This window comes from Streptomyces sp. NPDC006529, from assembly GCF_040611795.1.
In the GTDB taxonomy this organism is placed as follows: Bacteria; Actinomycetota; Actinomycetes; order Streptomycetales; family Streptomycetaceae; genus Streptomyces.
The window spans coordinates 32,086-57,430 of sequence record NZ_JBEXPB010000033.1; the positions used below are offsets into that span (position 1 = coordinate 32,086).

The 25,345-nt window shown below is 71.2% G+C and carries 30 protein-coding genes; 11 read left to right on the forward strand and 19 right to left on the reverse strand.

Annotation, left to right across the window (positions count from 1 at the left end; genetic code table 11):
- Positions 1-195: 195 nt before the first annotated feature.
- Positions 196-822 (reverse strand): TetR/AcrR family transcriptional regulator, encoded by a 627-nt coding sequence (locus ABZY31_RS21940; RefSeq protein ID WP_356412828.1) that lies wholly within the window; start codon positions 820-822, stop codon positions 196-198.
- 99 nt (positions 823-921) lie between these two features.
- Here ABZY31_RS21940 and ABZY31_RS21945 point away from each other — a divergent pair, with 99 nt between their 5' ends.
- Both ABZY31_RS21945 and ABZY31_RS21950 read left to right on the forward strand, forming a co-directional pair.
- Positions 922-1,575, forward strand: coding sequence for a CatB-related O-acetyltransferase (locus ABZY31_RS21945; protein WP_356412829.1), 654 nt, complete (start codon positions 922-924; stop codon positions 1,573-1,575).
- A 57-nt stretch (positions 1,576-1,632) separates the two neighbouring features.
- A complete protein-coding gene (locus ABZY31_RS21950; protein WP_356412831.1) occupies positions 1,633-2,829 on the forward strand; it encodes a macrolide family glycosyltransferase in 1,197 nt (398 codons plus the stop codon).
- Positions 2,830-2,867: 38 nt separating this feature from the next.
- Here ABZY31_RS21950 and ABZY31_RS21955 read toward each other — a convergent pair whose 3' ends face one another.
- The 7 genes from ABZY31_RS21955 to ABZY31_RS21985 all read right to left on the reverse strand — a co-directional run bounded on the left by ABZY31_RS21955 (position 2,868) and on the right by ABZY31_RS21985 (position 9,107).
- Complete coding sequence (locus ABZY31_RS21955) at positions 2,868-3,059, reverse strand: cold-shock protein (RefSeq protein ID WP_356412833.1); 192 nt, start codon at positions 3,057-3,059, stop codon at positions 2,868-2,870.
- Positions 3,060-3,198: 139 nt separating this feature from the next.
- Complete coding sequence (locus ABZY31_RS21960) at positions 3,199-3,537, reverse strand: MerR family transcriptional regulator (RefSeq protein ID WP_356412834.1); 339 nt, start codon at positions 3,535-3,537, stop codon at positions 3,199-3,201.
- 2,153 nt (positions 3,538-5,690) lie between these two features.
- Positions 5,691-5,972, reverse strand: a complete 282-nt coding sequence (locus tag ABZY31_RS21965; protein ID WP_356412836.1) for an STAS domain-containing protein — start codon at positions 5,970-5,972, stop codon at positions 5,691-5,693.
- A gap of 244 nt (positions 5,973-6,216) precedes the next feature.
- A complete protein-coding gene (locus ABZY31_RS21970) occupies positions 6,217-6,453 on the reverse strand; it encodes a hypothetical protein (protein WP_356412837.1) in 237 nt (78 codons plus the stop codon).
- Between the two features lie 382 nt (positions 6,454-6,835).
- Positions 6,836-7,009, reverse strand: a complete 174-nt coding sequence (locus ABZY31_RS21975; RefSeq protein ID WP_356412839.1) for a CsbD family protein — start codon at positions 7,007-7,009, stop codon at positions 6,836-6,838.
- A 313-nt stretch (positions 7,010-7,322) separates the two neighbouring features.
- Positions 7,323-7,484, reverse strand: coding sequence for a hypothetical protein (locus ABZY31_RS21980; protein ID WP_037792689.1), 162 nt, complete (start codon positions 7,482-7,484; stop codon positions 7,323-7,325).
- A gap of 495 nt (positions 7,485-7,979) precedes the next feature.
- Complete coding sequence (locus tag ABZY31_RS21985; protein ID WP_356412840.1) at positions 7,980-9,107, reverse strand: alpha/beta hydrolase-fold protein; 1,128 nt, start codon at positions 9,105-9,107, stop codon at positions 7,980-7,982.
- 367 nt (positions 9,108-9,474) lie between these two features.
- On the opposite strand from ABZY31_RS21985, the gene ABZY31_RS21990 reads away from it, so the two are divergent.
- Complete coding sequence (locus ABZY31_RS21990) at positions 9,475-9,876, forward strand: TraR/DksA C4-type zinc finger protein (protein ID WP_356412842.1); 402 nt, start codon at positions 9,475-9,477, stop codon at positions 9,874-9,876.
- A 124-nt stretch (positions 9,877-10,000) separates the two neighbouring features.
- Positions 10,001-10,828: a 3-keto-5-aminohexanoate cleavage protein gene (locus tag ABZY31_RS21995; protein WP_356412844.1), complete on the forward strand. Its 828-nt coding sequence runs from the start codon at positions 10,001-10,003 to the stop codon at positions 10,826-10,828.
- 264 nt (positions 10,829-11,092) lie between these two features.
- On the opposite strand, the gene ABZY31_RS22000 is transcribed toward ABZY31_RS21995, so the two are convergent.
- Entirely contained in the window at positions 11,093-11,647 is a 555-nt protein-coding gene (locus ABZY31_RS22000) for a GNAT family N-acetyltransferase (protein ID WP_356412845.1), read from the reverse strand.
- Between the two features lie 107 nt (positions 11,648-11,754).
- Between ABZY31_RS22000 and ABZY31_RS22005 the strand changes: the two genes are divergently transcribed.
- Positions 11,755-12,183, forward strand: a complete 429-nt coding sequence (locus ABZY31_RS22005) for a DUF5958 family protein (protein WP_356412847.1) — start codon at positions 11,755-11,757, stop codon at positions 12,181-12,183.
- Here ABZY31_RS22005 and ABZY31_RS22010 read toward each other — a convergent pair.
- A complete protein-coding gene (locus ABZY31_RS22010; protein ID WP_356412849.1) occupies positions 12,081-12,464 on the reverse strand; it encodes a hypothetical protein in 384 nt (127 codons plus the stop codon). The genes ABZY31_RS22005 and ABZY31_RS22010 overlap by 103 nt on opposite strands.
- Before the next feature lie 95 nt (positions 12,465-12,559).
- On the reverse strand, positions 12,560-12,730 hold the full coding sequence (locus tag ABZY31_RS22015; protein ID WP_356412850.1) for a hypothetical protein: 171 nt from the start codon (positions 12,728-12,730) through the stop codon (positions 12,560-12,562).
- Positions 12,731-13,049: 319 nt separating this feature from the next.
- Between ABZY31_RS22015 and ABZY31_RS22020 the strand changes: the two genes are divergently transcribed.
- Together ABZY31_RS22020 and ABZY31_RS22025 are read left to right on the forward strand one after the other, a co-directional pair.
- On the forward strand, positions 13,050-13,529 hold the full coding sequence (locus ABZY31_RS22020; RefSeq protein WP_356412852.1) for a PH domain-containing protein: 480 nt from the start codon (positions 13,050-13,052) through the stop codon (positions 13,527-13,529).
- Positions 13,530-13,659: 130 nt separating this feature from the next.
- On the forward strand, positions 13,660-14,097 hold the full coding sequence (locus ABZY31_RS22025; RefSeq protein WP_356412854.1) for a protein phosphatase: 438 nt from the start codon (positions 13,660-13,662) through the stop codon (positions 14,095-14,097).
- On the opposite strand, the gene ABZY31_RS22030 is transcribed toward ABZY31_RS22025, so the two are convergent.
- From ABZY31_RS22030 to ABZY31_RS22040, 3 genes are all read right to left on the reverse strand, one after another.
- Positions 14,090-15,247: an NAD(P)/FAD-dependent oxidoreductase gene (locus tag ABZY31_RS22030; RefSeq protein ID WP_356412856.1), complete on the reverse strand. Its 1,158-nt coding sequence runs from the start codon at positions 15,245-15,247 to the stop codon at positions 14,090-14,092. The genes ABZY31_RS22025 and ABZY31_RS22030 overlap by 8 nt on opposite strands.
- A gap of 208 nt (positions 15,248-15,455) precedes the next feature.
- Positions 15,456-16,019, reverse strand: coding sequence for a dihydrofolate reductase family protein (locus tag ABZY31_RS22035; protein ID WP_356412858.1), 564 nt, complete (start codon positions 16,017-16,019; stop codon positions 15,456-15,458).
- Between the two features lie 81 nt (positions 16,020-16,100).
- Positions 16,101-16,778 carry a DUF4097 family beta strand repeat-containing protein gene (locus tag ABZY31_RS22040; RefSeq protein WP_356412860.1) on the reverse strand — a complete coding sequence of 226 codons (678 nt, stop codon included), beginning with the start codon at positions 16,776-16,778 and terminating at the stop codon, positions 16,101-16,103.
- A gap of 236 nt (positions 16,779-17,014) precedes the next feature.
- Here ABZY31_RS22040 and ABZY31_RS22045 point away from each other — a divergent pair, with 236 nt between their 5' ends.
- Both ABZY31_RS22045 and ABZY31_RS22050 read left to right on the forward strand, forming a co-directional pair.
- On the forward strand, positions 17,015-17,746 hold the full coding sequence (locus ABZY31_RS22045; protein ID WP_356412862.1) for a helix-turn-helix domain-containing protein: 732 nt from the start codon (positions 17,015-17,017) through the stop codon (positions 17,744-17,746).
- Between the two features lie 83 nt (positions 17,747-17,829).
- Positions 17,830-18,558, forward strand: coding sequence for a VOC family protein (locus ABZY31_RS22050; RefSeq protein WP_356412864.1), 729 nt, complete (start codon positions 17,830-17,832; stop codon positions 18,556-18,558).
- Positions 18,559-18,667: 109 nt separating this feature from the next.
- Here the strand turns inward: ABZY31_RS22050 and ABZY31_RS22055 are convergent, their stop codons facing one another.
- The 3 genes from ABZY31_RS22055 to ABZY31_RS22065 are packed head-to-tail and all read right to left on the reverse strand — an operon-like array spanning position 18,668 to position 20,645.
- Positions 18,668-19,540, reverse strand: a complete 873-nt coding sequence (locus ABZY31_RS22055; RefSeq protein ID WP_356412866.1) for a hypothetical protein — start codon at positions 19,538-19,540, stop codon at positions 18,668-18,670.
- Complete coding sequence (locus tag ABZY31_RS22060) at positions 19,537-20,430, reverse strand: sigma-70 family RNA polymerase sigma factor (protein WP_356412868.1); 894 nt, start codon at positions 20,428-20,430, stop codon at positions 19,537-19,539. Before ABZY31_RS22060 ends, ABZY31_RS22055 begins: the two co-directional genes overlap by 4 nt.
- Positions 20,427-20,645 (reverse strand): hypothetical protein, encoded by a 219-nt coding sequence (locus ABZY31_RS22065; RefSeq protein WP_356412870.1) that lies wholly within the window; start codon positions 20,643-20,645, stop codon positions 20,427-20,429. Before ABZY31_RS22065 ends, ABZY31_RS22060 begins: the two co-directional genes overlap by 4 nt.
- A 650-nt stretch (positions 20,646-21,295) precedes the next feature.
- On the opposite strand from ABZY31_RS22065, the gene ABZY31_RS22070 reads away from it, so the two are divergent.
- Together ABZY31_RS22070 and ABZY31_RS22075 are read left to right on the forward strand one after the other, a co-directional pair.
- A complete protein-coding gene (locus ABZY31_RS22070) occupies positions 21,296-22,171 on the forward strand; it encodes an alpha/beta hydrolase (protein ID WP_356412872.1) in 876 nt (291 codons plus the stop codon).
- Positions 22,164-22,775 carry a TetR-like C-terminal domain-containing protein gene (locus tag ABZY31_RS22075; RefSeq protein WP_356412874.1) on the forward strand — a complete coding sequence of 204 codons (612 nt, stop codon included), beginning with the start codon at positions 22,164-22,166 and terminating at the stop codon, positions 22,773-22,775. Before ABZY31_RS22070 ends, ABZY31_RS22075 begins: the two co-directional genes overlap by 8 nt.
- Positions 22,776-22,800: 25 nt before the next feature.
- Here the strand turns inward: ABZY31_RS22075 and ABZY31_RS22080 are convergent, their stop codons facing one another.
- On the reverse strand, positions 22,801-24,114 hold the full coding sequence (locus tag ABZY31_RS22080; protein ID WP_356412876.1) for a glycosyltransferase: 1,314 nt from the start codon (positions 24,112-24,114) through the stop codon (positions 22,801-22,803).
- Positions 24,115-24,310: 196 nt separating this feature from the next.
- Positions 24,311-25,270 (reverse strand): alpha/beta fold hydrolase, encoded by a 960-nt coding sequence (locus ABZY31_RS22085; RefSeq protein ID WP_356412877.1) that lies wholly within the window; start codon positions 25,268-25,270, stop codon positions 24,311-24,313.
- Between the last annotated feature and the right edge of the window lie 75 nt (positions 25,271-25,345).

A 25,345-nucleotide genomic window follows, 5' to 3' on the forward strand; every position in this document is an offset into this window, starting at 1 on the left:
TCTCTCCCATCCTCTGGAGGAAAATCCCCCATGAGAGGACGAGTTCTGCGCCCGCCTTCGGGCCCAGGGCACGGTCCGTTGGACCGGGCGAGGCCCTGGCCGCCGCAGACGGTGCCTACGACCGGGCCGTGCAGCATGTGTCCTGTCGGCCCTGTTCTCGTATAGCTACGGAGAACGGATATGGAGCGCCGTCGATCACGCGCTCTCTTCCCGACGGACGGAGAAGGCACCCGCGGCAGCCGCCAGGACCGCTGCCTCCGCGGCCCGTTCCGGGAGCTGTGGGTCCGGATCGGCACGCATGAGCACCAGCTGGTGGTAGAGCGGCGCCGTGGCGGCGATCAGCAGGCCCCGCGCGTCCGTGTGCTGTGCGGGGAGTTCACCGCGCTCGATGGCGCGCTCGACGAGGACCTCGCACTGGGTGTACCGGTCCGTCCACAGCCGCGTCTGGGCCTGCGCGGCCTGTTCGGAGTGGAACGAGGCGGCCATCAGGGCGAGGGCGAACGACGGCTGTACGACCAGGGATTCCTGGATCTCCTGGTTGAGGGCCGTCAGATCGCCACGCAGCGAGCCGGTGTCCGGCGGCTGCCAGTCGATCTCGCCGGCGGCGTCGATGACGTCGACGAGCAGGCCGCCGACGTCGCGCCAACGCCGATAGACCGTGGCGCGGTGCACTCCGGCCCGCGTCGCGACACCCTCCATCGTGAGTCCTTCGTGACCGCCTTCGGCGAGTTCGGCGCGCACCGCATCGAGAACCTGGGCGCGGATGCGGGCGGTGCGACCGCCCGGACGGCGGTCCGACGTCGTGTCCAGTGGGTCTGTCATCGGCAATCAGTATCCGGTTGATCAAGGCGGCAGGGCTGTGCCAGCATCTTAACGCGACAGTTGTCGCCCTAGGCTCACCAGAGAGGAACCGCCTCCACGATGCCGCCCGTTCCCGCTGATCCCACCGTGCTCCACCCGATGCCCGAGCACTCGCGCGTGGTTCTGCTCAAGCCGCTGGTGAAGTCGCCGCTGATCGAGGTCGGTGACTTCTCCTACTACGACGACCCGGACGACCCGACCGCGTTCGAGACGCGCAACGTCCTCTACCACTACGGGCCCGAGCGGCTCGTCATCGGCAAGTACTGCGCGCTGGGGACGGGCACCCGGTTCATCATGAACGGCGCCAACCACCGCATGGACGGACCGTCCACCTTCCCGTTCCCCACCATGGGGGGATCCTGGGCGGAGCACTTCGACCTGATCACCGACCTGCCCGGCCGCGGCGACACGGTCGTCGGCAACGACGTGTGGTTCGGCCACGGCGCCACGGTCATGCCCGGCGTACGCATCGGCCACGGCGCGATCATCGCCGCCGGCGCGATGGTCACGGGCGACGTCCCCGACTACGGCATCGTCGGCGGCAACCCCGCCCGCCTCATCCGCACCCGCTACGACGCTGCGGACACCGCCAGGCTCCTCGCCGTGGCGTGGTGGGACTGGCCCGTGCGGCACATCACCAGGCACGTACGCACCATCATGTCGGGGACCGTCGCCGACCTGGAGGAGGCCGCCGCGCAGATCGACCAGCCCTGACACCGCGTCCTGGCCACACCGCCCGCACCCTCCCGCGCCAGAAACGAGTGATCGCCCATGTCCCGTCGCCGCGCCCATATCGCGATGGTCGGCGTCCCCATCGTCAGCCATGTCCTGCCCAGCCTCGCGCTCATCCGTGAACTGGTGTCCCGCGGACACCGGGTCACCTACGCCAACGACCCGTTCGCGGCCGACCGGATCGAGTCGGCCGGCGCGGAGCTGGTGCGCTGCACCTCGACGTTGCCCGTCGCGGACAACGACTGGCCTACCGATCCCATCGCAGCGGCGAGCCTCTTCCTCGACGATGCCGTCCAGGCGCTCCCGCAACTGCACGCCGCTTACGACGACGATCCGGCCGACCTGTACCTCTACGACATCGGCGCCTATGCCGCGCGCGCCCTCGCCGAGGCGCAGGGCCGTCCCCTCGTGCAGCTGTCCCCGACGTTCGTCGGCTGGGACGGCTACCAGGAGGAAGTCGCGGCGCATCTGCGGAAGCTGCCGGGCGCCGACGCGTACCGGGACAAGTTCGCGCGGTGGCTCGCCGACTGCGGTGCGACCACCACGGACGTGGACACGTTCTCCGGGCCGCCCGCCCGAGCCCTCGCCCTGATCCCGCGAGCGATGCAGCCGCACGCCGATCGAGTCGACACCGACACGATGACCTTCGTCGGCCCTTGCTCCGACACCCGAGCGGACACGGACGGCTGGACCCGCCCGGCGACCGCGGACAAGGTGCTGCTGGTCTCGCTCGGCTCGGCGTACACGCGCCAGCCCGCGTTCTACCGCCAGTGCATCGCGGCCTTCGGCGACCTGCCCGGCTGGCACGTCGTACTCCAGATCGGCAGCTACACCGACCCCGAGGAACTCGGCACCATCCCATCCAACGTCGAAGTGCACTCCTGGGTCCCGCAGCGGGCCATCCTGGAACAGGCCGACGCCTTCGTCACCCACGCCGGCATGGGCAGCTGTGGCGAAGGGCTCCTCGCCGGCGTTCCCATGATCGCCGTGCCTCAGGGAGCCGAGCAGTTCATGAACGCCGACCGGCTCGTGGAGCTCGGCGTCGCCCGCCGTGTGGACACCGCCGACGCCACCGCCGAAACCCTTCGCGCGGCGCTGAACGACCTGGTCACGGATCCGGAACGCGTCGACCGGTCAAAGCAGTTGCAGGCCGCCGCCCGGGCCGAGGGCGGCACCCCACGCGCTGCCGACCTCATCGAGAGCATGCTGCCCGCCGCCGAGGGCCCCGCGCTCTGAGCTCAGCGCTACAGGGGCGCCCGCGGACACGCCGACCGTCAACGGCCGCCGCGCCGACCGCCCCGGCCCTGGGTGACGTCGAACGTCACGACCTGGCCTTCCTGCAGCTCGCGGAAGCCCGAGGAGTTGATCGCCGAATGGTGGGCGAAGACGTCCGGGCCGCCCCCGTCCTGGGCGATGAAGCCGAAGCGCTCATCCGCGTTGCACCACTTCACGGTTCCCGTAGCCATGTCTCGCGCCTTCCAGCCGATGAACGCCTCCCGCACCCTGCGGAAGGCGGAGGTGATCGCCCTGGTTCCTGCGCACAGCACAGCAAAACGCCCACGCCGAGGCGTGGGCAGAGGGGAACTTCCGAAGACCGACACGGGCTCAGGCCGCGGCCGGTAGACCGGCCGATTCGGCGGCGCGACGGTGTTCGGCGTTGATGCGCTGGGCTTCTTCGAGCTGGTCTTCGAGGATGACGATGCGACAGGCGGCTTCGATGGGGGCGCCCTGGTCGACGAGTTCGCGGGCGCGGGCGGCGATGCGCAGCTGGTAGCGCGAGTAGCGGCGGTGTCCGCCGGCGGATCGGAGCGGGGTGATGAGGCGGTGCTCGCCGATGGCGCGGAGGAAGCTCTGGGTGGTGCCGAGCATCTCGGCGGCCCGGCCCATGGTGTAGGCGGGGTAGTCGTCGTCGTCGAGACGGCCGAACGAGTCGTCTGCTGTCATCACACCTTCCTGTTGCACGCGTGGAGGGGCCCGGGTGCCGTACTGGCACCCGGGCCCCGAAGGAACTGCTCACACCATCTGCCGGCCCTGATGCTGCGCCGGCCTCCTGTTTCCGCAAACCCGACCGAGATGCTGTCGGGGGTGCGGGGATCGCGTATGCGTGACCGGAGACCACCTCACTATCGATGTCCTGCGGTACCCGAGCGTCGTACTGCTCGCCCGGGCGATCCTGATGGCGCTCGGCTCCTCCGTTCTTCCCTCTGGATCAATCACTTGCCAAACGGGAACTGCGTACTGCTGGTGATGCGGATACTGCTGTAACGCGGGTACTGCTGTAACGCGGGTACTGCTCAAACTGCTCCTGCGAACTGTTGGTGGCCTGTCCCAGCACCACCTTCGGCAGCCAGCCCCGTCGCCCATCCTGCGTCTGCTCTGGCTTAGAACCCCACTGCCGAACCTCCCGGTGCGCGCGTCCGCAGCCGACGCCTTCACCGAGGAACCACTCACTGATTTCACTGCTGGGTACTGCGAACTTCATTCACTACGGGTACTGCGTCAACTGCGGTACTGCTCACGGCGGCCCCTGATTACTGCGGGCCACCCGGTCCGATCACCAGTCCCGTCGCCGTCCTGCAACTGCCCTGGCTTCGAAACTCCGTCACCGCACCGTCCTGCGAACTGCAACTGCGTGTACTGCTGCCCGGCAGTTCGTCTCTGCCGGGCCCTGCGGTCCTTCTTGGTTACGAGAGAAACCATAACCACACCACAGCCCAATGTCTACTCCCGCGGATACAGATTTCTGCGCGCCCGGCGATCAGGTAATCGACCTCGGACGACGCCGGAGGTAGAGAGCGGCGCCGCACCGGTCGGCCCCAACCCCTACCGGGGGTGCCACCGTGCTCGCGGTCGACGCCGCCGACCGCACCCTCGCGGTGCAGTGCGGGTATGCGGCCCGGGCCGCAAGGTCGCCTCCGAGGTCCTGTACCGGATCAACGGAACGGCCTGGGCCCGTGTACGGGGCCCCGCAGTCGATGGTCGTGACGACCGGGCCCTTCACCCGCGACGTGCCTTGGCGTTCACCGCAGGCGGCCCAGTGGCCCCGCCCGCTCGGCGTGCTTATGGGACGGGGCTTCACTGCCGCGTGAGCCGGCTACGGCGCTCGCGACGCCCGTCGGGGCGAACGCCAAGGGGCCGCCCGGACACAACGAAGCGGGTACACCGGCAACCGGTGACGACCCCGCTCCACTCACTCCAGAACACCCGGGCCGAAGAATGCTCACAACGCCCTGAACGGGGAAAACAGGCTGCGATCCGCCGCGGCCGCTGCCGGGGGCTCAACCCCCGAAGGCGTTGGCGCCAGGGAGGTAACCGTTGGAGAAGGCGGAGTGGATGTTGGGACAGCTTCCTCCGCCGCAGCCCTCAGGGCGATGGCATCCGCCGACCACATCACGCGCTGCGGCCCAGCCACTCGTCTCGGGGTTGAGGTGCGGGGCCGCAGTTCGCCGTCGGAGCAAAGGACCCGACATCGCAGCTCTGATCCAGTGCCCCGTCCAGCACGGAACATGCACGCCGACGTTCACTGCGTGACGCTCGTACCCGTTCCCCCGCGCACCGCCCCCCACAGCCACCGGCCCCACCCCAGGCACGGTCAGCCGCTTCACCCTCCTGCCCGGCGGCTGCTCGTCGGCGACCTTCACCGATCCCGACCCCGCGGACGAACTTCATCTCGCCGAATCGACATCGCCGGAAACAGACCCGAAACCGCCGGCTCGGCTTGGTCACCGCCCTCCTCGGCAGTGCCTGGTCGAGCGTTGAAGCCCTCACACGCATGAGCGGTCCGGCTCGCTGACCGCTCCAGCCCGGGATGCCGGGTCCGGCTGCCCGGTCTATTCGGGTTGTACAGGACCGGAAGCATGACCGCCCCGCCAGGGGAAGACATCTGCGCCACGCGCGCTTCTCGGTCCGATCACCCAGAAGCAGCCGGACGCGCAGCCCGGCACGACCGTCGACCGGGTACCCCCGTGCGGCCGACCGACCGGGGACGGCTTCGGGGCCGTGCGCCCAGCCCCGTCCCGCCCGGGCACGCTGCACCCGCTGGAGAAGGGACCGCCGGCATCCTCCGGACGCCGGCGCATACGCGAAGGGCTCGCCCGTCAGCCGGCGTCTCGGGTCCCCAACGGCGTGGCGATGGTGGCGGCTTCGACGGTGGGGTGCAGACGCAGGACCGTGTCGGCGCAGGTCATTTCCAACAGGCGCTGCAATTGCTCCGGTGCAGCGGCCACACGGAAGTCGGTGAGGGCATGGGCGCGCAGGAAAAGGTTGAGGAAGGAGGAGTCGGCGAAAGTGACCCCGCTGGTGTCCAGGACAACCACGGCATGAGCGCGGGCAGCCGCCAGAAGCTCGTCGGTGACGGGGCCGCTGGTGTCCATGTCCATGTCTCCACACGCGATCACCACGGGAGGGACCGGAGGCGCGGGCAGTTCGGCATCGGGAGTACCCGCGACAGCGCCCCGTGGTCCCTGCTCGCCTCCCCGAGCTGGATCACGCAGATCGGCGTGTTCACCTACACCGTCGAGAGTCGCTCGAAGTCCTCCTCGGCGAGCCGTCGGCCGAACCGGCCGAGCGGATGCCCGCGTTGTTGGCCAGGGCGTGCAGACCGACCGGGGGCGGCGGGTGGGCTCAACGGACCAGCGCCGCCAGCAGCGGAACCCCGGCGGGCTGCGAGCGGGCGCGATGGGATCGGCGGCGCGCGGCGTGCACACTGCGCCGCGCCAGGCAGAGCTCGCCTGCGGACACGTGGCAGGTGGGACAGGCTTCGGCGAAGGCACCGTGCCGGAACCGGCGGTGTGTCTCGTACGCGGCGTCCAAGGCGGCATCGAAAACGGAACCCGGTATCGGCGCGGGGGCGGTGGTCACGAAGCCATCTCCTTACACAGGGGGCGCGGCGGCCTCGGCCCTCACACTCCACACGATGGACAAGCAGTTCCCCTTCCACTTCCCCGTTATTGCAGTTCAACGCGGTGATGTCGGCTGTGGGCAGTCGCCCGGGTCTCCTGCCGCGCAACGGCGAGCGCGGTCGGCAGATCCAGATCGAGGACGGTGACGGACGCTGCATCTGGGCGAGGCGACGGTCGAGCTCATCATCCAGCTCGTCCTGCTCCGCCCGGGTCGGGGCGTACCCGCACCCGTCTCGGGTGGGGTGGGGCCTGCACTCGCTGCTTCCTTCGCTACCGCGGGCGTGCGCACACGGGACGGGGCCGGGACCACCCTCGGTGGTCCCGGCCCCGTCCCGTGAAGGTCAGTGCTTGAAGGTGTCCTTGACCTTCTCCTTGGCCTGGCGCGCGTCGCCCGCAGCCTGCTCGGCCCGGCCTTCGGCGGTCAGCCGCTCGTTACCCGTGACGTGACCGGCGGTCTCCTTGAGCTTGCCCTTGGCCTGCTCGCCCATCGCCTTGGTCTTCTGCTCACCAGACACAGCTGATCACTCCCTGTTCGTCGAAAAGCGTTACGAGGCCCGTATGACCGGCAGGGAATCTCCCAAACAGGGTTTCGCAATTTCGTGTTCGGATGATCGGCGGCAGCTGGCGTTCGCGCCGGGATGGCCGTCGATCAGTGGAGGTGAGCAGGTTCCCTGCTGCGTCACGACGGCCATCCCGGCTGTCTCGCGGATACCCCCGTTGCCGGATTTCAGGACCCGGGGACATGCAGAAACGGCGGTGGCGTGCCCCCCATTCGCATGGGGGGCACGCCACCGCCGTGCAGCGTACATCTGCGAGGTTGCGGCGCCGCTACCAGCGGTACCAGCGTCCGCTCCCGCCCTTCGGACGGGCGACGAAGCCGATGAGCCACAGGACCAGGACCGCGATCGCGACCCACCAGAGAATCTTCACCGCGAATCCCGCGCCGAAGAGAATCAGAGCCAGCAGAAGAACAAGAAGCAGGGGAACCATAGTTATTACCTCCGAGACACCGTGTGCCCCGACCCCACCCGGCCATGCATTCGAATTTATTTGTTTCCTACCTTAGGGGCAGGGAAGGAGAACACACTTCGTTCCCGTCGCGCTCGGCGCGAGCGTGGCGCGGACGGCATCAAGGCGTCTGCCACGCCGAAGGGCTTTGCGGTTCGCTACGAGGCGACCGTCTTTGTCGCGGCCATCAACGAGAGACCCCGCGCAACCCCATGGGGCTCGTGCTGATCATCCTGATTCCACTCCTCGCAGGGACGGTGCTGTTCCTCATGGCACCCCGGGCAGGCCCGTTCGCGCCGGAGCCCGCGCCCACATGGAGTCCGCCACGATACGAGTACCCCCGGACACCGTCGGCGAGCACGCCTGCACCGTGGCCGACCCCGCCGCCCACCGGCCTCCCCCTGCCGTGAGCGACACCCCTCCGGGGCGTGGCAGCGAGGACCGTTGGTGGCGCTGGTCGTCTGCTCCTGCGGACGGTCACTTCACGGCGACCGGGCCGCGCATGCGGTCGCTCATCCACTTCAGGTCACCGTTGAACAGGGTGTCCGTGTACTTGTAGCCGTCGTGGCCGCCCTCGAAAGAGGTCACCTTGGTCTCGATCGGGCCCTTGGTGATGTCCTGGCGGAGCTTGTCGAGGGCCGCGACCTCCGACTTGGGCTCCTTCGTGCCCATGAGGAAGGAGATCGATACCTTGTGGGCGGTGGTGGGACCGGTCGACGGGCCGGTCGGGGCGCTGGTCGAGGGGCTGCTCTTCGGCGTGCTCTTGGGGCTGCTCTTGGAACCGGTCTTGGCGCTGCTCGACGGGCTGCTCGAGGGGCCGCCCGCGCCGCCGCTCTTCTTGATCAGCTGCTCCGCCAGCCAGGCGGGGCTGTTCTCCTGCTTCTCCTTCGGGTGGCCGTTCCACAGCGGGGAATCGGGGGCCGCGTCGGGCCCGCCGGCGATCGCCACGCTGAACCGCTCGGGGTACTGGAGCACCATCTTCATGCCCACGTAGCCGCCGGAGGAGGAGCCGAAGAAGCCCCAGCCCTTCGGGTCGGCGTAGGTGCGGAAGTTCTCCCGCACCAGGTCCGGGACGTCGTCCGAGATCCAGGTGCCCATCTTGGGCTGCCCCGGTATGTCACTGCCGTCGTAGTAGGTGTCCTTGTTGGCGTTGAGGACCGGCATGACCACGATGAAGGGCAGGCTCTCGCCCTTGTCGGCCGCCTCCCCGATCCGCTCCTGGAGGCGGAACTCCTTGGAGAAGAAGTAGTTCGTCGGGTAGCCCACGGCGCCGGGCAGCGCCATCAGCACCGGGAAGGCGCTGTCCTTGTACTCGGGCTTGCCGTACTGCTTCGGCACCCAGGCCCATACCCGGCCGGTGAAGCCGGACTTCGGTCCCGTCAGGTCGGTGCGCACCACGCGGGTCCCGTCGGGCAGTTCCCGCTGCGTCGTCCACTCGCGCGGGTTGGTCGGCATCCGTACGTCGCTCGGGGCCTTGCTCTCCCCCGGCTTCGCCGTCTCCTTCGGGGCGAAGGAGACGGGATCTCCGTCGCTGGAACAGCCGGACAACGCCGCGACGGCGGACAGGACGAGGGCGGCGCAGAACGTGGCGGAACGGTGTTTCACTGGGGACTCCGGTGCAGACTGAAGGATCTCGAACGCGGTATCGAACGGATCTCGCAGGTAGAGATCAATACGGCGACGGATCGGTTCCAGCCGAGCGGGGCGAGGCTCGTCACGGCGGGGGCGTAGATGAACCAGCCCGCCTCGGCGTGTGCGCGTGCTGCTCGGCGGAGGTGGGGTCGTACCGTTCCAGGCCAGGTGCGGGTACGTACCCGTACCCTCCTGGCCGGGCTTACGGCTCACGGCTTGCGATGCAGCGGGGGCGCGCGAGCATGGGGACGACGGGCGGTGCAGGCCGGACTGCCGCCGCCCACGTCCTTGGGCACTCGAACGTGACCCGCGACGATCTGGGGAAGGCGCTGTCCCGAACATGACTCAGGCAGGACGTGACGAGCAAGGCCCGTCCGAGTTCGCGACCGCCCGTGCACGCCTCGCGGCCGATCGCGCCGACACCCTCGCGCGGGCGGCTGCCCTTGGCCGCGACTTCGACGGGATCGTCGCGGCGAATGCCTTGGTCGCGGTCGACGACGAGCACGACCCGGAGGGGGGCAGTACCGCCTTCGAGCGGGCCCACGTGGCCACACTGATGGCGCGGGCGGCCGAACACCTGGAAGAACTGGACCGGGCGCTGGAACGGCTCGAACAGGGAGAGTACGGACGGTGTGAGGGTTGCGGTGGCACGATTGCGCCGGAGCGCCTGGAAATCCGTCCGGCCGCGACCACCTGCGTCCGCTGCGCGTCCGCACCGCGCCGGCCACCGCGTCCCGCCTGACGCCGAGCGGAGTTCGCGATGCGCGACCGCGAGTGGCTCGGCCTCCTGCTGGTCGAGGACACTGTCGGCATCGCGATCACCGGCACGGGGATACGAGGCGGGAGGCCGGGGCAGGATCCCGCGAGTGATCCAAGCCTGCCTGAACGGTCGCCGGACCCGTAGCGAGCACGATGATGTCCCCCTCAGCCCTCGGCAACTGGCGGCCCAAGCGGCCGCGGTGGCGGCTGAAGGTGCAAGCAGCATTCACATGCATCCCAGGGACAGATCGGGGCGCGAAAGCCTTGAAAGCTGGTGCATCGGGGACGCCGTCGGTGCGGTACGTGCGGCTTGTCGGCTGCCGGTGGGGGTGTCGACTGGCCTCTGGATCACGGATGGGGACGTGTCGCGGCGACTGGAGCTGGTCACGCGATGGCGGCAGGACGCACTGCCGGACTTCGTGTCGCTGAACGTGAGCGAACCGGGCTTCGGTGAGATGGCGCACGTGCTGGGTGGGATGGGCGTCGGAGTCGAGGCCGGCGTCTGGTCGGTAGCCGATGCGCACCTTCTTCTCAACAGCTCGGCGGCCACCTCGTGCGTCCGTGTGCTGGTGGAGGTCATCGGCATGCCACGGCAGCGTGCGTTGGACGAAGCGGATCGGATCTTTTCGGTGCTGCACGGGGCCGGCCTGGCCGTCCCCGTGTTGTTGCACGGGGACGGGGACAGCACGTGGCCTGTACTGGACAGGGCGCTGGCCTGCGGTCTGGAGAGCCGGGTAGGGCTGGAGGATGTCCTGACGGACGCCGCCGGTGCCCGGGTGCAGGGCAACGCCCATCTGATGCGTCTTGCGCTCGGCCGCCGGGTTGTCGTGTCGGGTGACGGCGCCGTCGTGTCGGGTGACGGTGCCGCCGTGCCGGGTGGAGGCCGTGGCGCGGGGGACGGTGGCGAAGGGGCGGGTGGCGGCAGTCACGAGTAGGAGGCTGACCGCACACCAGGCCCTGGGCCGGGGCCTCGGCCTGGGGCGGGGCCGAGCTCTTCCGTGTCGCTCCCAGACGGTTGGTGAGGTCGCTGATGATCCGGCGCGGGGTGCGTACGGACACCCCGATGTGTTCAGCAGCGGTCGGTGCCTAGCCGTTTGGATCTTGCCGAGTCGGCGCGCGAACGGAGAGGGGCCGCTCGGTCTCCGCACGTGGTCGGCCGCAGTGCTTCCGGCGTGACGGTGAAGGACGGGGCCGGCCGGTCAGGCGGGGTGCCAGTCGCGGCGGAGGAGGCCGAAGATCCAGGAGTCGGAGACGTCGCCGTTGACGATGCAGTCTTCGCGGAGGGTGCCTTCGCGGACGAAGCCGAGTTTTTCCAGGACTCGGGCGGATGCCAGGTTGCGGGTATCGGTTTCGGCTTGGACGCGGTTGAGGTCCAGGGTGTCGAAGGCCCAGCGCAGGACGGCGTGCGCGGTTTCCGTGGCGTAGCCGTGGCCCCAGGCGGTGGGGGCGAAGACGTAGCCCAGGGAGGCGCTGCGGAAGTCGGGGTTCCACTGGTGCAGGCCGCACCAGCCGATGAACTCGCCGTCGGGGGCGCGGTCGATGGCCACGCGTGCTCCGGTGCCTTCCTCCTCCATCGTGCGGCAGGTCGTGAGGAAGCGCTGGGCGCGGGCCGGGTCGGTCCACGGCGGGGAGTCCCAGTAACGCAGCACGTGGGCGCTGCTGTGCAGGGCGTACAGCGGCGCCGCGTCGGCGTCGGTGAAGGGCCGCAGGCGCAGGCGGGCCGTGCGCAGCTCGGGGGTGGGCAGCAAGGTCATGCGGGCATCCTGACGGGCCACGCGTGCGCCCGGCCATCCGTTTTTGTCCGCTCCGCGGGCGGTCGGTCGGTCGGTCCGGTTCTCTGCGCTCGCCCCGGAGGGGCGCTGTGGAAGGTGCCTTCCGGGTGCTCGTCTCCGTGTTCGCCGTCGCCGACGCCCGACGCCGGTTGATGCACTGCAAGGGGCGGTGTGCCCATGCACGGCACAACCTGGCGTCGGCGGCCGACGGGCATTGGGCCCGCGATCCAGTAGGCCAGAGCCCATGCCCTCATCGTGTCAATCAGGTGTGCACGCACCCGGCGTCCGCCAGCCCCGGAGGGAAAGGAGCCGAGCGGTACTCCTCCCACAACACCTTCACAGCAGTCAGCAGATCGGGTCCGTGTTTCATCCCCGATCATGGCCCAGGTTGGCAGTGGCGCCGACCGGGGGCCCTCTACCGCAGGGCCCTTCCCCACGGGGTCCAGCCCTGGGTGACGTCGGTTCGGCGCCTGTTCCAGATGGCGCCGTCCGCGCCCCACACGGTGATCCCGCCATAGCCGGCCGGGTGGTACGTCACGCCGCTTCGGGCGACTCCGCCCAGCGATTTCCACCCTCCCCAGTGGCCGTCGCTGGTCATGCGAGTCCACACCGCGGAGTCGAGGCCGATGAGGAACTCTTCCTCTTCGCCGGTGGACAGCGTGTGCTCGGTCACCCCGTACTCGCAGATGTAGAGGGCCCCGCCGCCCCCCTTGCACTGTGCGGCTTCAGCCGGGGCGACGGACATCAGCAGACCTGCCGTCACGGCGGCCGCGACGACCGCGGCTTTCATCTTCTTCACGCTCGGAGTTTCCTTTTCCTGCTTCGGGCGTCGACGGTCGGTCAGCCGACCCTCGTACGCCCGGTCACTCTAGCCTCAAGATCAACTAGGGGATCTCAACTCACGCCGCCGACGCGGGCCCTGCGCACCAATGCGGCGATGGCGGCCGGAGCCACCAGTACCCCTACGACCAGCATGGCCGACCACATGGCGTCGCTCTGGTGGGCGGGATTCTCCTCCGCCTGCCGTGCCAGGATTCCGATGGCGATGACCGCCAGGGCGGACACCCCCAGAACGAACGCCGCCAGGCCCCTTCGAGCAGCGGGCGAACGCAGCGGGATCAGCGCAATCGCCAGCCATACCGCAGCAAGAAGGAATACCACTGGGCTACCTGCCATGACGCCCCCAAGTCGCAGATACCAGACGCGAGTTGACCATGTCATGACTGTCCCCTGATGTCACCCCTGCCTTTCCACCCACGCCGAGCCGCTGTCGCCGTCGGGGTCCCGTGGGTGAACGGGCAACCGGGGGTTTGACATACGGGCCATCGCGGCTTCGCGGGGTTCGCTGCCCGTTCTACAGTGGCTGCTTCCAGGAGGGGTGATCATGGGGATACAGGATGTGCCGCGCCGGTATCGGGTGACCGGGTGGAAGGCGGCCCGCACGCTGACCTTCTTCGGCGCATCCGTTTTGGGGTTCCTCACTCTCACCTGGGGCCTTCCGGAATTTGTGAGTGATCAGGTCAAGGCGGCGGCGAGCGCGCTGATGGTCTTGTTGTTCGCGGGCGTGGCCTTCTCGCTTCCTCGCAGTGGTACCTCGATCGACGGTGACGGCATCGAGCTCCGCGGTCCGCTCCGGACGCGGCGGTTTGCCTGGGCGGAGGTCCAGGACATCCGGACCGAGCCCCTGACCAGCGGGGCGAGCCACATTCCGGAGACGGTCGCGTACGCCTACTTGGCCCGCGGTGGGCGCAAGCTGCTGATCCACCTCAATGACTTGTACGTGCCCGACTTCGAGCAGGAGATCGCCATCGTGCGGATGATCTGCGCTGAGCGGCGCGGCGGCGGTGATGCTCCGGTGGTGTAATCCGAGGGCGGCCTAGCTACGCATCGTTGGCGGCGGGGGCGGAAGGAGGACCCCGTTGCGGACACGCCAGAAGGGCCATGGGGCACCCGAACCTCATGACCCCTGGAACGAGATCACGGCCGGACTGTGGATGGGTGGTCACTCTTGGGCCGACGCCCGGGGTGAGAGCCGTGCGGCGGTCGTCGGCACCGAGTTCGATCTGGTCATCAGCCTGTTCAGCCGGCCCGGACACGGGCCCGGTCCGGGCATCGACCATCTGGTCGCGGAGATACCGGACGGGCCGCTGACCGCCGATCAGATCCACGGCGTCCAGCAGCTCGCCCTCACCGCGGCACGAGCCGTCCGGGCCGGGCGGGTCGTTCTGGTGCGCTGCAAAGCCGGCTACAACCGCTCCGGGCTGGTTGTGGCTCAGGCTCTGGTCGAGCTGGGCTGGGAGACGGCGGGAGCGGTCGATACCGTCCGGCGGAAACGATCCCCCTTCGCGCTGAACAACCGGGTCTTCGAGGAATACCTCACCGCCGGTCTCGGGGTCGCCCGGCTCCTTGTCGGCCTGGACCCGCTCAGCTGACCTCTTTGCCGGCGAGGAGGTCGAGCAGGCCGTGGGTGGGGTTGTCGTCGGAGAAGATGTCGGTGAGGTGCACGCCTTCGAAGGTGGCCTCCTCGGCGCTGCGGGGGAACAGGGTGCGTTCGTAGGCGGCGAGGGCGGCTTCGGTGTCGTCGGGGTGGGCGGCGAGGGCCTGGGCGAGGTCGGCGCCGTCGAGCATGGCGAGGTTGGCGCCTTCGCCGTTCGGGGCGGCGAGGTGGGCCGCGTCGCCGAGGAGGGTGGTGCCCGGAACGCGGTCCCAGTGGTGGCCGGTCGGGAGGGCGTGGTGCGGGCGCAGGACCGGGGCGGTGTCGGTGGCGGTGATCAGGGCCGTGAGTTCCGGTGCCCAGCCGTCGAATTCGCGGGCGATGCGTGCGGTGGCGGCGGTGGGGTCGGTGAAGTCGATGGCGTCGAACCAGTCCAGCGGCCTGGTCAGGGCCACGTAGGCGTGCAGGGTGTCGCCGCGCTCGCGGTGGGCGAAGATCTCGTTGCCGGGGGCGGGGGCGATCAGCATGCCGCCGCCGACGGCCTTGGCGGTGGCCGGGTGGCGGGTGTCGGCGTCGAAGAGGTACGTCTCGACGACCGAGGTGCCGGTGTACCGGGGCGTGGTGGGGGAAAGCAGCGGGCGGACCCGTGACCAGGCGCCGTCCGCGCCGACCAGCAGGCTGGTGGTGAGGGTGGCGCCGTCGGCGAAGGTCACTTCGTGGCGGCCTTCGCCGAGGGTGCGGGCGCCGCTGACCTTGCGGCCCCAGCGGACGGTGCCGGGCGGGAGCGAGTCGAGGAGGATCCGGCGCAGTTCGCTGCGCAGGACCTCGGGGCGGCCGCCGGTGCCGTCGTCCGGCTTGTCCAGCACGACGGTGCCGTCCGGCTGGAGGACGCGCATGGCCTGGCGGCCTTCCAGGACGATGGCGTGGAACTCGTCCATGAGGTCGGCCGCTCGGAGGGCGAGCTGCCCGTTGTAGTCGTGGATGTCGAGCAGGCCGCCCTGTGCGCGGGCCGCCGGGGAGGCTTCCGCCTCGTAGACGGTGGAGGGGATGCCGTGGAGGTGGAGGACGCGGGCCAGGGTGAGGCCGCCTAGGCCCGCGCCGATGATGGTGACCGGCGTGCGGGTGGGGGTGCTGGGTGTGGTGGGCATGGGGGCTCCTTCGGGTGGGCGGCCGGGGGTCCCGGCCGTCTCTCCGAAAGGTGGCAGGCCTCGCCCGTGGAGCGCCGACAGCGGACCGACAGGGCTCGGCGGGGCCCGACAGATCACCGACGGGGCGGTGTCGGGGGCGTGTCGGGGGTCCCTGACGCCCCTCGCCGGGACCGTGCGGTTCCTTCCGGTTCCTACGGCCTTACGGGTCCTACTGGCGCCCGTAGCGGAGTTCGACGACGCCGTTGGTGAAGGTGTGGGTGCCTTCCAGGTGCAGCGGGGCCGGTGGGGTGTCCACGGGGAGGAAGAGGGGGGTGCCGCGGCCGATGCGTACCGGGTGGACGTAGATGCGGTAGGCGTCCACCAGGTCGTGGGCCAGGAAGGAGGCGGCCAGGTGGGCGCCGCCGAGGCCGAGGTCGCCGCCGGGAGCGGCCTTGAGGGCGGCGACCTCTTCGGGGACGACGTCACGGACGATCGTGGCGTTGGGGCCGGCCTGTTGGAGGGTGCGCGAGTAGACGTACTTGGGGGTGTCCCGCCAGATGCGGGCGAAGTCGGCCGTGGGGCCGGTGTCGGCGGGGTCGGTGTCGGCCGTGGACCAGTAGTCCTCCATCAGTTCGTAGGTCGTGCGGCCTTCGAGGAGGCCGCCCATGGCGCGGATCTCGTCGTTGAGGTGGCGGTGCAGTTCGTCGTCGACCTGGTGCCAGTCGATCTGCCGGTCGCCGTCCTCGATGTATCCGTCCAGGGACACCGACATCATGAGGATGATCTTTCGCATGGCCGATCAGGCTAGGGCCTGCGGCCGGTCTTCGGTGGGAACTGCGCGGTGCGGTGCGCGGGGTGGTGCGGTGCGCGGGGTTCAGAGGCCGGCGGCGGTGATGTCGCCGTAGGCGGTGGTCGCGCGGATGTGCAGGGGGGCGGTGGCGCCTTCGGTGTTGCGCAGGGCGTTGTGGACGCGGCCGTGCTGGGTCTCGGCGTCCAGGGAGGCGGAGACTCCGCGGGCGGCGCCGACCGCGATGTTGCCGTATCCGGTGCGCAGTTCGACGGCGCCGCGCACGGCTTCGGTGATGTGGAGGTCGCCCTTCTGGGTGCTGATCGCCGCGGCGCCGCCGAGGCGGCCGACCGTGACGTCGCCGGCCTGAAGGGTGAGGCGGCTGTCCGCGCTCTCGTCGAGCTTGACCGATCCGCGCGCGGTCTCGATGACGACGTCGCCGAGGCGTCCGACGCCCCGGAACTCGGCGTCCGCCGCCTTGGCTTCGATGCGGGAGCCTGCGGGCAGCTGGACGGTCACCTCGACGGAGCCGGAGCTGCCGAGGGCGCGGTTCTTCGCCGGTGCGGCTTCGATGCGCAGGATGCCGTCGCCCTCTGCGTAGGCGACGGTGATCCGGTCCGCGGCCTTCACGTCGCCGGCGTGGGACGGGTTGGCGGGGAGGACCTCGACGGTGGTGTCGGTGCGGTCGGCGGCGATGAAGCGGATGTGTCCCGCGGGGACGTCGAGGACGGCGGTGACGGGGGTGGGGGTGGAGAACTTCTGCATGGGGTCCGTCTCTTTCGGTAGGTGCGACCGGGTGTTTCTGATGAATGAAAAGCTACGTTGCGTTTATGGAATAGACAACTGACTTGTTGCGTAACTCCGTTGTTTTTGCAGGTCAATGGCAGCAAATCGTTGCAATGGAATGACGCTCAACGCAACACAGGCCGGAAAGTGCGTTGCAATGAGATGAGAGTGAACGCTATCGTGGGGTTTTCCGATGACGTACGAAGGAGATCCCGATGCCGGGAGGCAGGCTCACCCAGCAGGAACGCCGGCAGATCGGGCTGGGGCTGGCCGACGGGCTCGCCTACGCGGAGATCGCGCGGCGGCTGGACCGTCCGACGTCGACCGTCACGCGCGAGGTGATGCGCAACGGCGGCCCGACCGCCTACCGCGCCGACCTCGCCCACCGCGCCACCGAGCGGCGGGCGCAGCGGCGCGGGCCGGCCGTGGACCGGGGGGCCGGGGCGGCGCCGACGGCCGACGGGCGTGACGCGGAGGCCGTGCGCGCGTACGAGGAGGTGTTCACGGACGTCCTCATGGCGTCCGGCCTGCCCCGGATGACGGCCCGGGTGCTGGTCTGCCTCTACACCACCGACGCGGGCAGTCTCACGGCGTCGGAACTCGTCCGGCGCCTCCAGGTGAGCCCGGCGTCCATCTCCAAGGCCATCACGTTCCTGGAGGGGCAGGGGCTGGTGCGGCGGGAGCGCGACGAGCGGCGGCGCGACCGGTACGTGGTCGACGACGACGTCTGGTACCAGTCGACGATGGCCAGCGCCCGCGCCACCGCCCAGCTCGTCGCGACCGCGCGCCAGGGCGTGGGCGTCCTCGGCCCCGGCACCCCGGCCGCGACCCGGCTGGAGAGCATCGCGCGCTTCACCGACTTCGTCAGCGAGAGCATCACGCGGGCCGCGGAGCAGGCGCGGGAGATCCTGCACACGAAACCGGATGCGGGGCGGGTGGCGCCGTAGCGGGCCGTTGGGCGGACCGCCCTGGCGGCGGGCGGGCGGATACTCGGCTGCGGTGGGGAGCGCTCGCGCCTAGTCTCTGGCGGATGAGCTCCCAACTGTTCGCGGTCTGTTTCGATGCGAGTGAGCCCGCGCGGCTCGCGCGGTTCTGGTCAGGGGTCCTCGGCTGGGAGGTGGCCGAGGGCGCGGGCGACGACGCCGGGGACGGTGCCGTGGTCCTGCCCCTGGACGACACCGGCTTCCGGCTCCGCTTCGTCGAGCGGCACGAGCCGAAGGCCGAGCAGAACCGGATGCACTTCGATCTGACGAGTACGTCCCTGGAGGGCCAGCGGCGCACGGTGGACGGGGCGCTGGAGCGCGGTGGGCGGCACATCGACGTCGGCCAGCGCCCGGACGAGGGCCATGTGGTGCTCTGCGACCCCGAGGGCAACGAGTTCTGCGTGATCCCGCCGGGGAACTCCTTCCTCGCCGACTGCGGCTTCGTCGGGGCGCTGGCCTGCGACGGTTCGCAGGAGGTCGGGTACTTCTGGAGCAAGGCGCTGGGGTGGCCGCTGGTCTGGGACCAGGACGAGGAGACCGCGATCCGCTCGCCGCACGGCGGCCCGAAGATCACCTGGGGCGGTCCGCCGGTGGCGCCGCTGGTCGGTCGCCCCCGGGTGCGCTTCGAGCTGGCCGTACCGCAGGGCGCCGACCGCGAGGCGGAGGTGGACCGGCTGCTCTCCCTCGGGGCGGAGCGGGTCGGCGTCGGGGCCGGCGGGCGCGTGGTGCTGGCCGACCCCGACGGGAACGAGTTCTCCGTGACGGGTTCCGCGTGACGAATGCTGCGTGACGAGTTCCGCGTAACGAGTGCTGCGTGATGAGTGCTGCGTGATGAGTGCTGCGTACTGACCGGCCGCTGAGGCGGGATGTGGGTGCGGGGGGGCCTCAGCGGGTGGCGGTTTCCCATGGGGTGGAGGGTGCGGGAGCAGCGGGGCGGGGCGGGGTCGAGGGGCGGGAGCGGCGGGGTGGGGGCGGGGTCGAGGTGTGCGGGCGGGGGGTGAGGAGGGTGCGGATGCGGGCGGCGAAGTCGGTTCCGGGCAGGGGGAGTTCGACGTCGGGCTCGCGGAGGTAGCCGGTGGCGACAGCGGTCGGCATGTAGTCCATCAGTTCCGTGACCGCGGCCGAGCGGTGACGGGTCATCTGCTGGGCGAGGCGGTGCAGGACGCGCAGGATCGTGGTGGTGGAGGAGCTGGTGATCCGTTCCTCGGGCTCCGCATCGCATGCGGGGGCGGAGCCGGACGCGGGGGCGGGGGCGGCGGGCGGGGACGACTGGACGTCGTCGGTCTGGCGGTGCCACCACTGGGCCGCCTCGTGCTCGCCGAGGGACAGGTGGTGGAGGTAGAGGCAGTAGGCGGCGGTGGCCTGGCCGGCGCCCGCCGCGTACTGCCACCAGAAGCGGGCGCCGTCGTCGGCTTCCGTGAGCTGGAGTACGCAGGCCAGTACCAGGGCGCTGCGGGGCTCGGGGACCTGGTCGGTGACGAACCCGGTGACGGTGACGGCCGGGGTGTGGGTGACCAGCGTCTCGCACAGGGCGCGCAGGTTCTCGGCCGCCGTGGTGGTGGCCGGGGTGGGGGCGGGCGTGCGGGGCCGGCCCGGGGCGTGGAGGCCGGTCGTCGGGTGGAGGTCTGCCGTCGGGTGGAGATCGGTGGTCGGGTAGGGGTCGGTGGTCGGGTAGGGGCGGGGGCGGACGACGTCCCGGGGGACGGCGCGGTCGCGGACCAGCAGCGCCCGGGCCAGGATCGCTTCGACGGCTGTCATTCGAGGGGGCCTTCACTCTCGGGCGGGGGGAAGATGACGCGGACGGCGTGGCGTTCGTCGGAGTTCACCGTGGCCGGCGGGACGCCCAGCAGTGCGGAGGTCTCCTCGACGGTGTTGCCGCACAGGTGGCGCAGCACCATGACGTCCAGGAGGTGGTCGGGCAGGCGGCTGATGGCGCGGAACAGTTCCAGGCTCTCGGCGAGCTGCTCCGTACGGTCGGACTCGTCGGCCAGGTCCCGCACGGCGACGGTGTCGAAGACGGCGGAGCCCAGCTCGGGCCGACCGTCCAGGTGGGGGGTCTTGGCCATGACGGTGGCGCGCAGGATGTTCCACGCGTAGCGGCGTATGTCGGGGCTGGCCAGGGCGCTGTTCCAGGACAGCCAGAGGATGTCGAAGGTGTCGTCGACGGCCGCGTCGCGCGGCCCGTCGGCGAGGAACGCCTGGGCGTAGCGGCGGTAGTCGCCCTCCACGGTCCGGCGGAAGGGTTCGTGGGCCACGGGCGGGTGCGGGTGGGGCGTGGTCAGGGCCGACTTGTCGCTGGAGCGCTGCACCCACTCGTGGGTCTTCTGCGCGTCCAGGGCGGCCTGGCGCCACAGCCGGTACAGGGGCGAGACGGGCATGTCCAGCTCGACGGAGAGGCGGTGGACGACCTCCCAGCGGGGGTAGAGGCCCAGGCCCCGCAGCAGTTCGGAGAGCTTGGACTTGGCGAGCGGGATGCGCAGGCCGAGTTCGCTGAGGGTCAGGCCGCTGGCGAGGTAGCTGTCGCGCGTGTGCTCCAGCCAGGCCCGGTGCGAGCTGCCGACGGTGTCCGCCATCGGGCCGAGCTTGCGGCCGGGGCGGGCGGGCGCCGGCTGGGAGGCCGCGGCCGTGGAATCGAAGGGGAGGGTCACGGGGTGCGGTCCTCCCCGTCGGGCACCGTCGCCACGCGGTGCCCGGACGCGGCGGTGGTCCGGGACCGGGCCGCCTGGAGGATCTGCTGGACGGTCAGCCCGAGGGCCGGGGCGAGGGTGGCGATCGCGGCGCTCTGGCCCATCGCGGTCATCGCGACGCTCCAGCCGAGCACCATCAGCAGCGCGACGATGAACACGATGTACTTCTTCGGCATGGGTCGTCCTCGACTTCGTTGGGGTTCGGCCTTGCTGCCCGTGCGGCCATCCGGGACCGGGGCACGGGAATCCTCAACGCCCGGGTGCCGGCCGGTCGTTGGGGAGGCTCAGCATGGACCGCCGACCCTCCGTGACGCCACGTGATCATGGATTCACGGAACAATGCCGATCACGGAACGACGTCCGCGTGAACACGGATGACCGTTCCGGTGCTGGTCGAGGGCACAAGCGTGCGCCTGCCGCGGAAGTTCCGGGTTTTCCTTGCAATCGCGGCGCCGACCCCCGTCAATGGGTGCAAGGCACCGTTGGTGTCGGCCTTCCATCCGGAAGCGGCCCGCTCCCGTGCCGAGAACTACAGGGGGCGTGTGCTCGACCGTTCCCGCCCGGCCCGGCCGTTGTCCGGGCCGGGCGGGAATCGGAGCGCGTTCAGCAGGCGTCGGTTGCCATGTGCCGCCCTGCGTCGCGGGGTGCCGTTCGCTCGGCCTCCGCCCCCTCCGCTCCGCCGTCGGCGCCCTCCCCCCATAGCTGCCTTCTTCTCGCATTGGCCCCCTTCTTCGTCCTCTCGCGACCCCTTGACGCCGTAGGCTAATGACCTTAGCTTTAAGGCAATGGGCATTAGCCCACGGACTTCCCGGAAGAGGGCAGAGCGATGACCGAGTTCCTGCGGACCGACGGCGGACGGCTCGCGTACGACGTCACGGGCGAGGGGCCGCTGGTCGTGCTGGCGCACGGGATGGGCGACAACCGGGGGGCGTACGGGGCGCTGGCCGCGCTCCTGGTAGACGCCGGCCACCGGGTCGCCCGTACCGATCTGCGGGGACATGGCGAATCCGACGCGGGGTGGGCCTCGTACACCCGGACCGACGTGGCGGGCGACCTGCTCGCGCTCGTCCGGCACCTGGGCGGCGGTTCCGCCGTCCTGGTGGGGCACTCCTTCGCGGGCGGCGCCGCCACGATCGCGGCGGCCGAGGAGCCCGAACTGGTCCGCGCGGTCGTCGAGATCGCCCCCTTCACGCGGGCGCAGAAGATCGACTTCGGCGCGCTCGCGACGCGGGCCCGCTACCGCAAGGGGATGCTGCTCCTGATGGGGACGGGGCTGCTGCGCAGCGTGGGGCTGTGGAAGCGGTACCTGCGCCACGCGCACCCGGGGATGCGGGCCGGGGACGCCGCCCCGCACGCCCCGCACGGCGCCGGTACCGGCCTCGACGCGCGCCTCGCCTCCCTGGAGGCCGACCTGCGCAGGCCCGGGCGGATCGCCGTGGTGGCCGCGATGGGGATGTCCGCGCCGACCGACGCGGGGGCGCGGCTGGCCGACGTACGGTGCCCCGCACTGGTCGTCGAGGGCACGCTCGACCCCGACTGGGCCGACCCCCGGGCCGAGGGCGAGGGCATCGTGGCGGGCATGGCCGCGGGGGTGGGCCGGCTGGAGATGGTCGAGGGGGCGGGCCACTACCCGCACGCCCAGTTCCCCGCCGAGACCGCCGCCCTGATCCTGGGCTTCCTGAAGGACGGCGCCGGTGCCTAGGGCGGCGCTCTCGGTGGACGCGGTGGTCGACGTCGCGCTGCAGCTCATCGACGAGGGCGGTGCGGGCGCGGCTGCGGGTGGCGCGGCCGCGGGCGCCGGGGGCGTCGAGGGCGGGCCCGTCGCGCTGACGCTGTCGGCGGTGGCCGCCCGGGCCGGGGTGGCGACCCCCTCGCTGTACAAGCACGTACGCAACCTGGCCGAGCTGCGCGACCTGCTCTCGGCGCGGATCATGAACGAGATGGCGGACGAGGTCGGCGCGGCCGTCCTCGGCCGCTCCTCCGACGAGGCCGTCCGCGCCCTGATGACGGCCTGGCGCGCCTACGCCCGGCGCCATCCGCGCCGGTACGCGGCGCTCGTCCAGCGCCCCGAGCCCCGGACCGCCGAGGCGGGGGCGCGGCTGATCGGCATCATGCTGGCCACCCTGCGCGCGTACGGGCTGGAGGACTCCGCGGCGATCCACGCGGCGCGCTGCCTGCGGGCGGTGGTGCACGGGTTCGCGGAGCTGGAGACCGGGGGCGCCTTCGAACTACCGGAGAAGCTGGACGAGACGTACGACCTGCTGGTGCACATGGTCGTCTCGGGGTTGCACGCGCCGCGTGAATGAGTCGTCTTGCCATGGGCTCTGACGGTCAGTGGGGGCGGCGGCCGCCTTCGCCGCTCCCGCCGCTCCCGCCGCCCCCGTCGAGCAGCAGGCGCGCGGCCACCGCGGCGCCATCGGTGCGGATCGTGGCGGCGACGGAACGGGCCCGGGCCAGGGTTTCGGGGGCCAGGGCCGTGCGGAGTGCGGCGGACAGGGAGTCGGTGGTCGGGTCCGGCGCGTGGTGCGCCGCGCCGATGCCCAGCTCGGCCACGCGGGCGGCCCAGCGCGGCTGGTCCACGATCCGGGGCAGGACGACCTGGGGGGCACCGGCCCGGGCGGCCGTCGTCGTGGTGCCCGCGCCGCCGTGGTGCACGACGGCGGCCACCCGGCGGAACAGGGCCTGGTGGTTCACGTCGCCCACGACGAAGAAGTCGGCCGGAGCGTGTTCTGCGGCGGCCCGCGCGGGGTCGGGGTCCGGCACGGCGTCGGCGGCCGACACGGCGTCGGCGGCCGGGGTCAGTTCGGCCCAGCCGCGGGCGAGCAGGACGCGGCGGCCGAGGGCGCGGCCCGTCTCCAGGGCGGTCCGGGCGATGTCCTGGGGGGCGTGGGCGGCCATGCTGCCGAAGCCGACGTACACCGGTGGTGGGCCCGCGGCCAGGAACGCTTCCAGGTCAGGGGGCAGCGGGCGGTCGTCGGGCAGGATCCACGCGCCGGTGCGCACCAGGTCGAGGTCCATCGTGTCGTGCGCCGGCCAGAGCGTCGGGTCCGCCGCCAGCCACGGCCGGTCGCCGAAGACGTGGTCGCGGACGCCCGCGACCGGCGGCAGGCCGAGCGCGGCGCGGTGGCCGTTCAGCGCCTCGCGGTACAGCGCGTCCACCCGCCGGGCGTCCTCCTCCCACAGCGCGCGGTGGTCGCTCTCGTCCCCCGCGGACCCATGGCCCGGCCGGGCGGCGGGGCGGAACTCCCGCGAGGGCAGCCCGCTGGTGTGGAAGCAGGCGTACACGTAACCGAGGCCCAGTTGCTCGGCCACGTCCCGTGCGCCCGCCGGCATCAGACCGGTCGCCAGCAGCACGTCGCACCCCTCGGCCGCCGCCGTGAGGGTCTCGAAGCGCGCGGCGACCAGTTCGGGGGCGAGCCGGAAGGCGTCCTTCGCCGTCGGCGGCCTGGGGCCGGAGACCACCGAGCGCACGGACGGGCCGAGCGGCACCAGCGGTACGCCGACACGCGCCGCCACGGCCGCGAACTCCTCGTCCGGCGGGGCACACAGCAGCGCCTCGGCGCCCTGTTCCCGCAGCGCGACCGCCAGGGCGGCCAGCGGCTCCACGTCCCCGCGCGAGCCCCAGGTAGACAACAGCACACGCATGGCGCGACTCCTCGTTTCCGCAGGTCCAGGCCTCGGATCCGCTGTCGGTCCGGGCCCCGGGCCGCCGATTCTGCGGTACGGAGGGGGCCTTGCCGCAAGCCCCCCGGCGCGCGGTACGGTGAAGGGGGCGAGGAGGTCGGCGGTTCGGGACTCCTCGCCGTTTCCGTGTCCCCCTTGCGGAGGCTGCCAGCCCCGCTCAGCCCGGGGAGCCGACCGCGCACACCAGGATCGGGGTCGCGCGGCCCGGGTCGAGGGCGTTGCGGACCAGGTGCCAGACGTTGAGGTCGTACGCCTCGCCGATGTGGCCCACCGGGTCGAGGGGGCAGGAGTCCTGCACGTAGCGGTTGGCGACGCCCGGTTCGCGGACGAACGCCGTCTCGGTCGGGGTGACGAGTTCGTCGTAGCGGGACGAGATGATCGTGTACGCGATCCCGCGCTGGGCCACCGGACCGTCGTTGAGGGCGACGATGGCGGGCCCGCCCGGGAACTCGTCGGACAGCACCGGTATGCCGAGGGTGGCCGCGATGTGGTCGAGGGTGCCGCGGCCGAGGAGCGTGTCGCCGAGGTCGACCAGGCGCGCGGCGTCCGTGCCGTGGGTCGGGGGCGCGATGGCGACGACCGCCTTGAGGTGCGGCTGGATGCCCTGCATCTTCGCGAGGTAGAGGGCCTGCAGGCCGCCCTCGGAGTGGCCGACGACGCTGACCTTGGCCGCGCCGGTGGCGGCGCGCACCCGCTCGACGTACTCCTTGATCTCCAGGTTGGAGACGGCCACCGGCTTCAGGCCGCCGACCAGCGGGAAGCCGTCGTAGGCGCCGTAGGTGAGGGCGAAGGTGCAGTAGCCGCGGGCGGCGAGGTCGGCCTGGAGGTAGTTGAGGTCCTCGTACCAGGTGGCGAAAGTGCCGTGGAGGAGGACCACCGGCTCGGGGTGGGCCGAAGTGGGGCGGCAGGAGAAGTCGTTGATGCCGCCGGCCGCGGAGACCGCGGTGGTGGGGGCGACGGGGGCGGTGTCGGGTGCGGCCTGGGCCTGGACCGCGGGGGCGGCCGTGGCCGCGAGGGTGAGCGCCAGGGGGAGGGCGGCGCGGGCGAGCCACCGGCGGAGGGGGCGTGCGGGCGCTGTGGGTGTTGGTGTTGGTGTCGCGGTCGGAGTCGGTGTCATCGCCACTCTTCCGGTCGGGCTGCTGGTCGTCGGACTGCACAGGATGCTCCGGCCGGTGGCCCCTGTCCCCTGGCG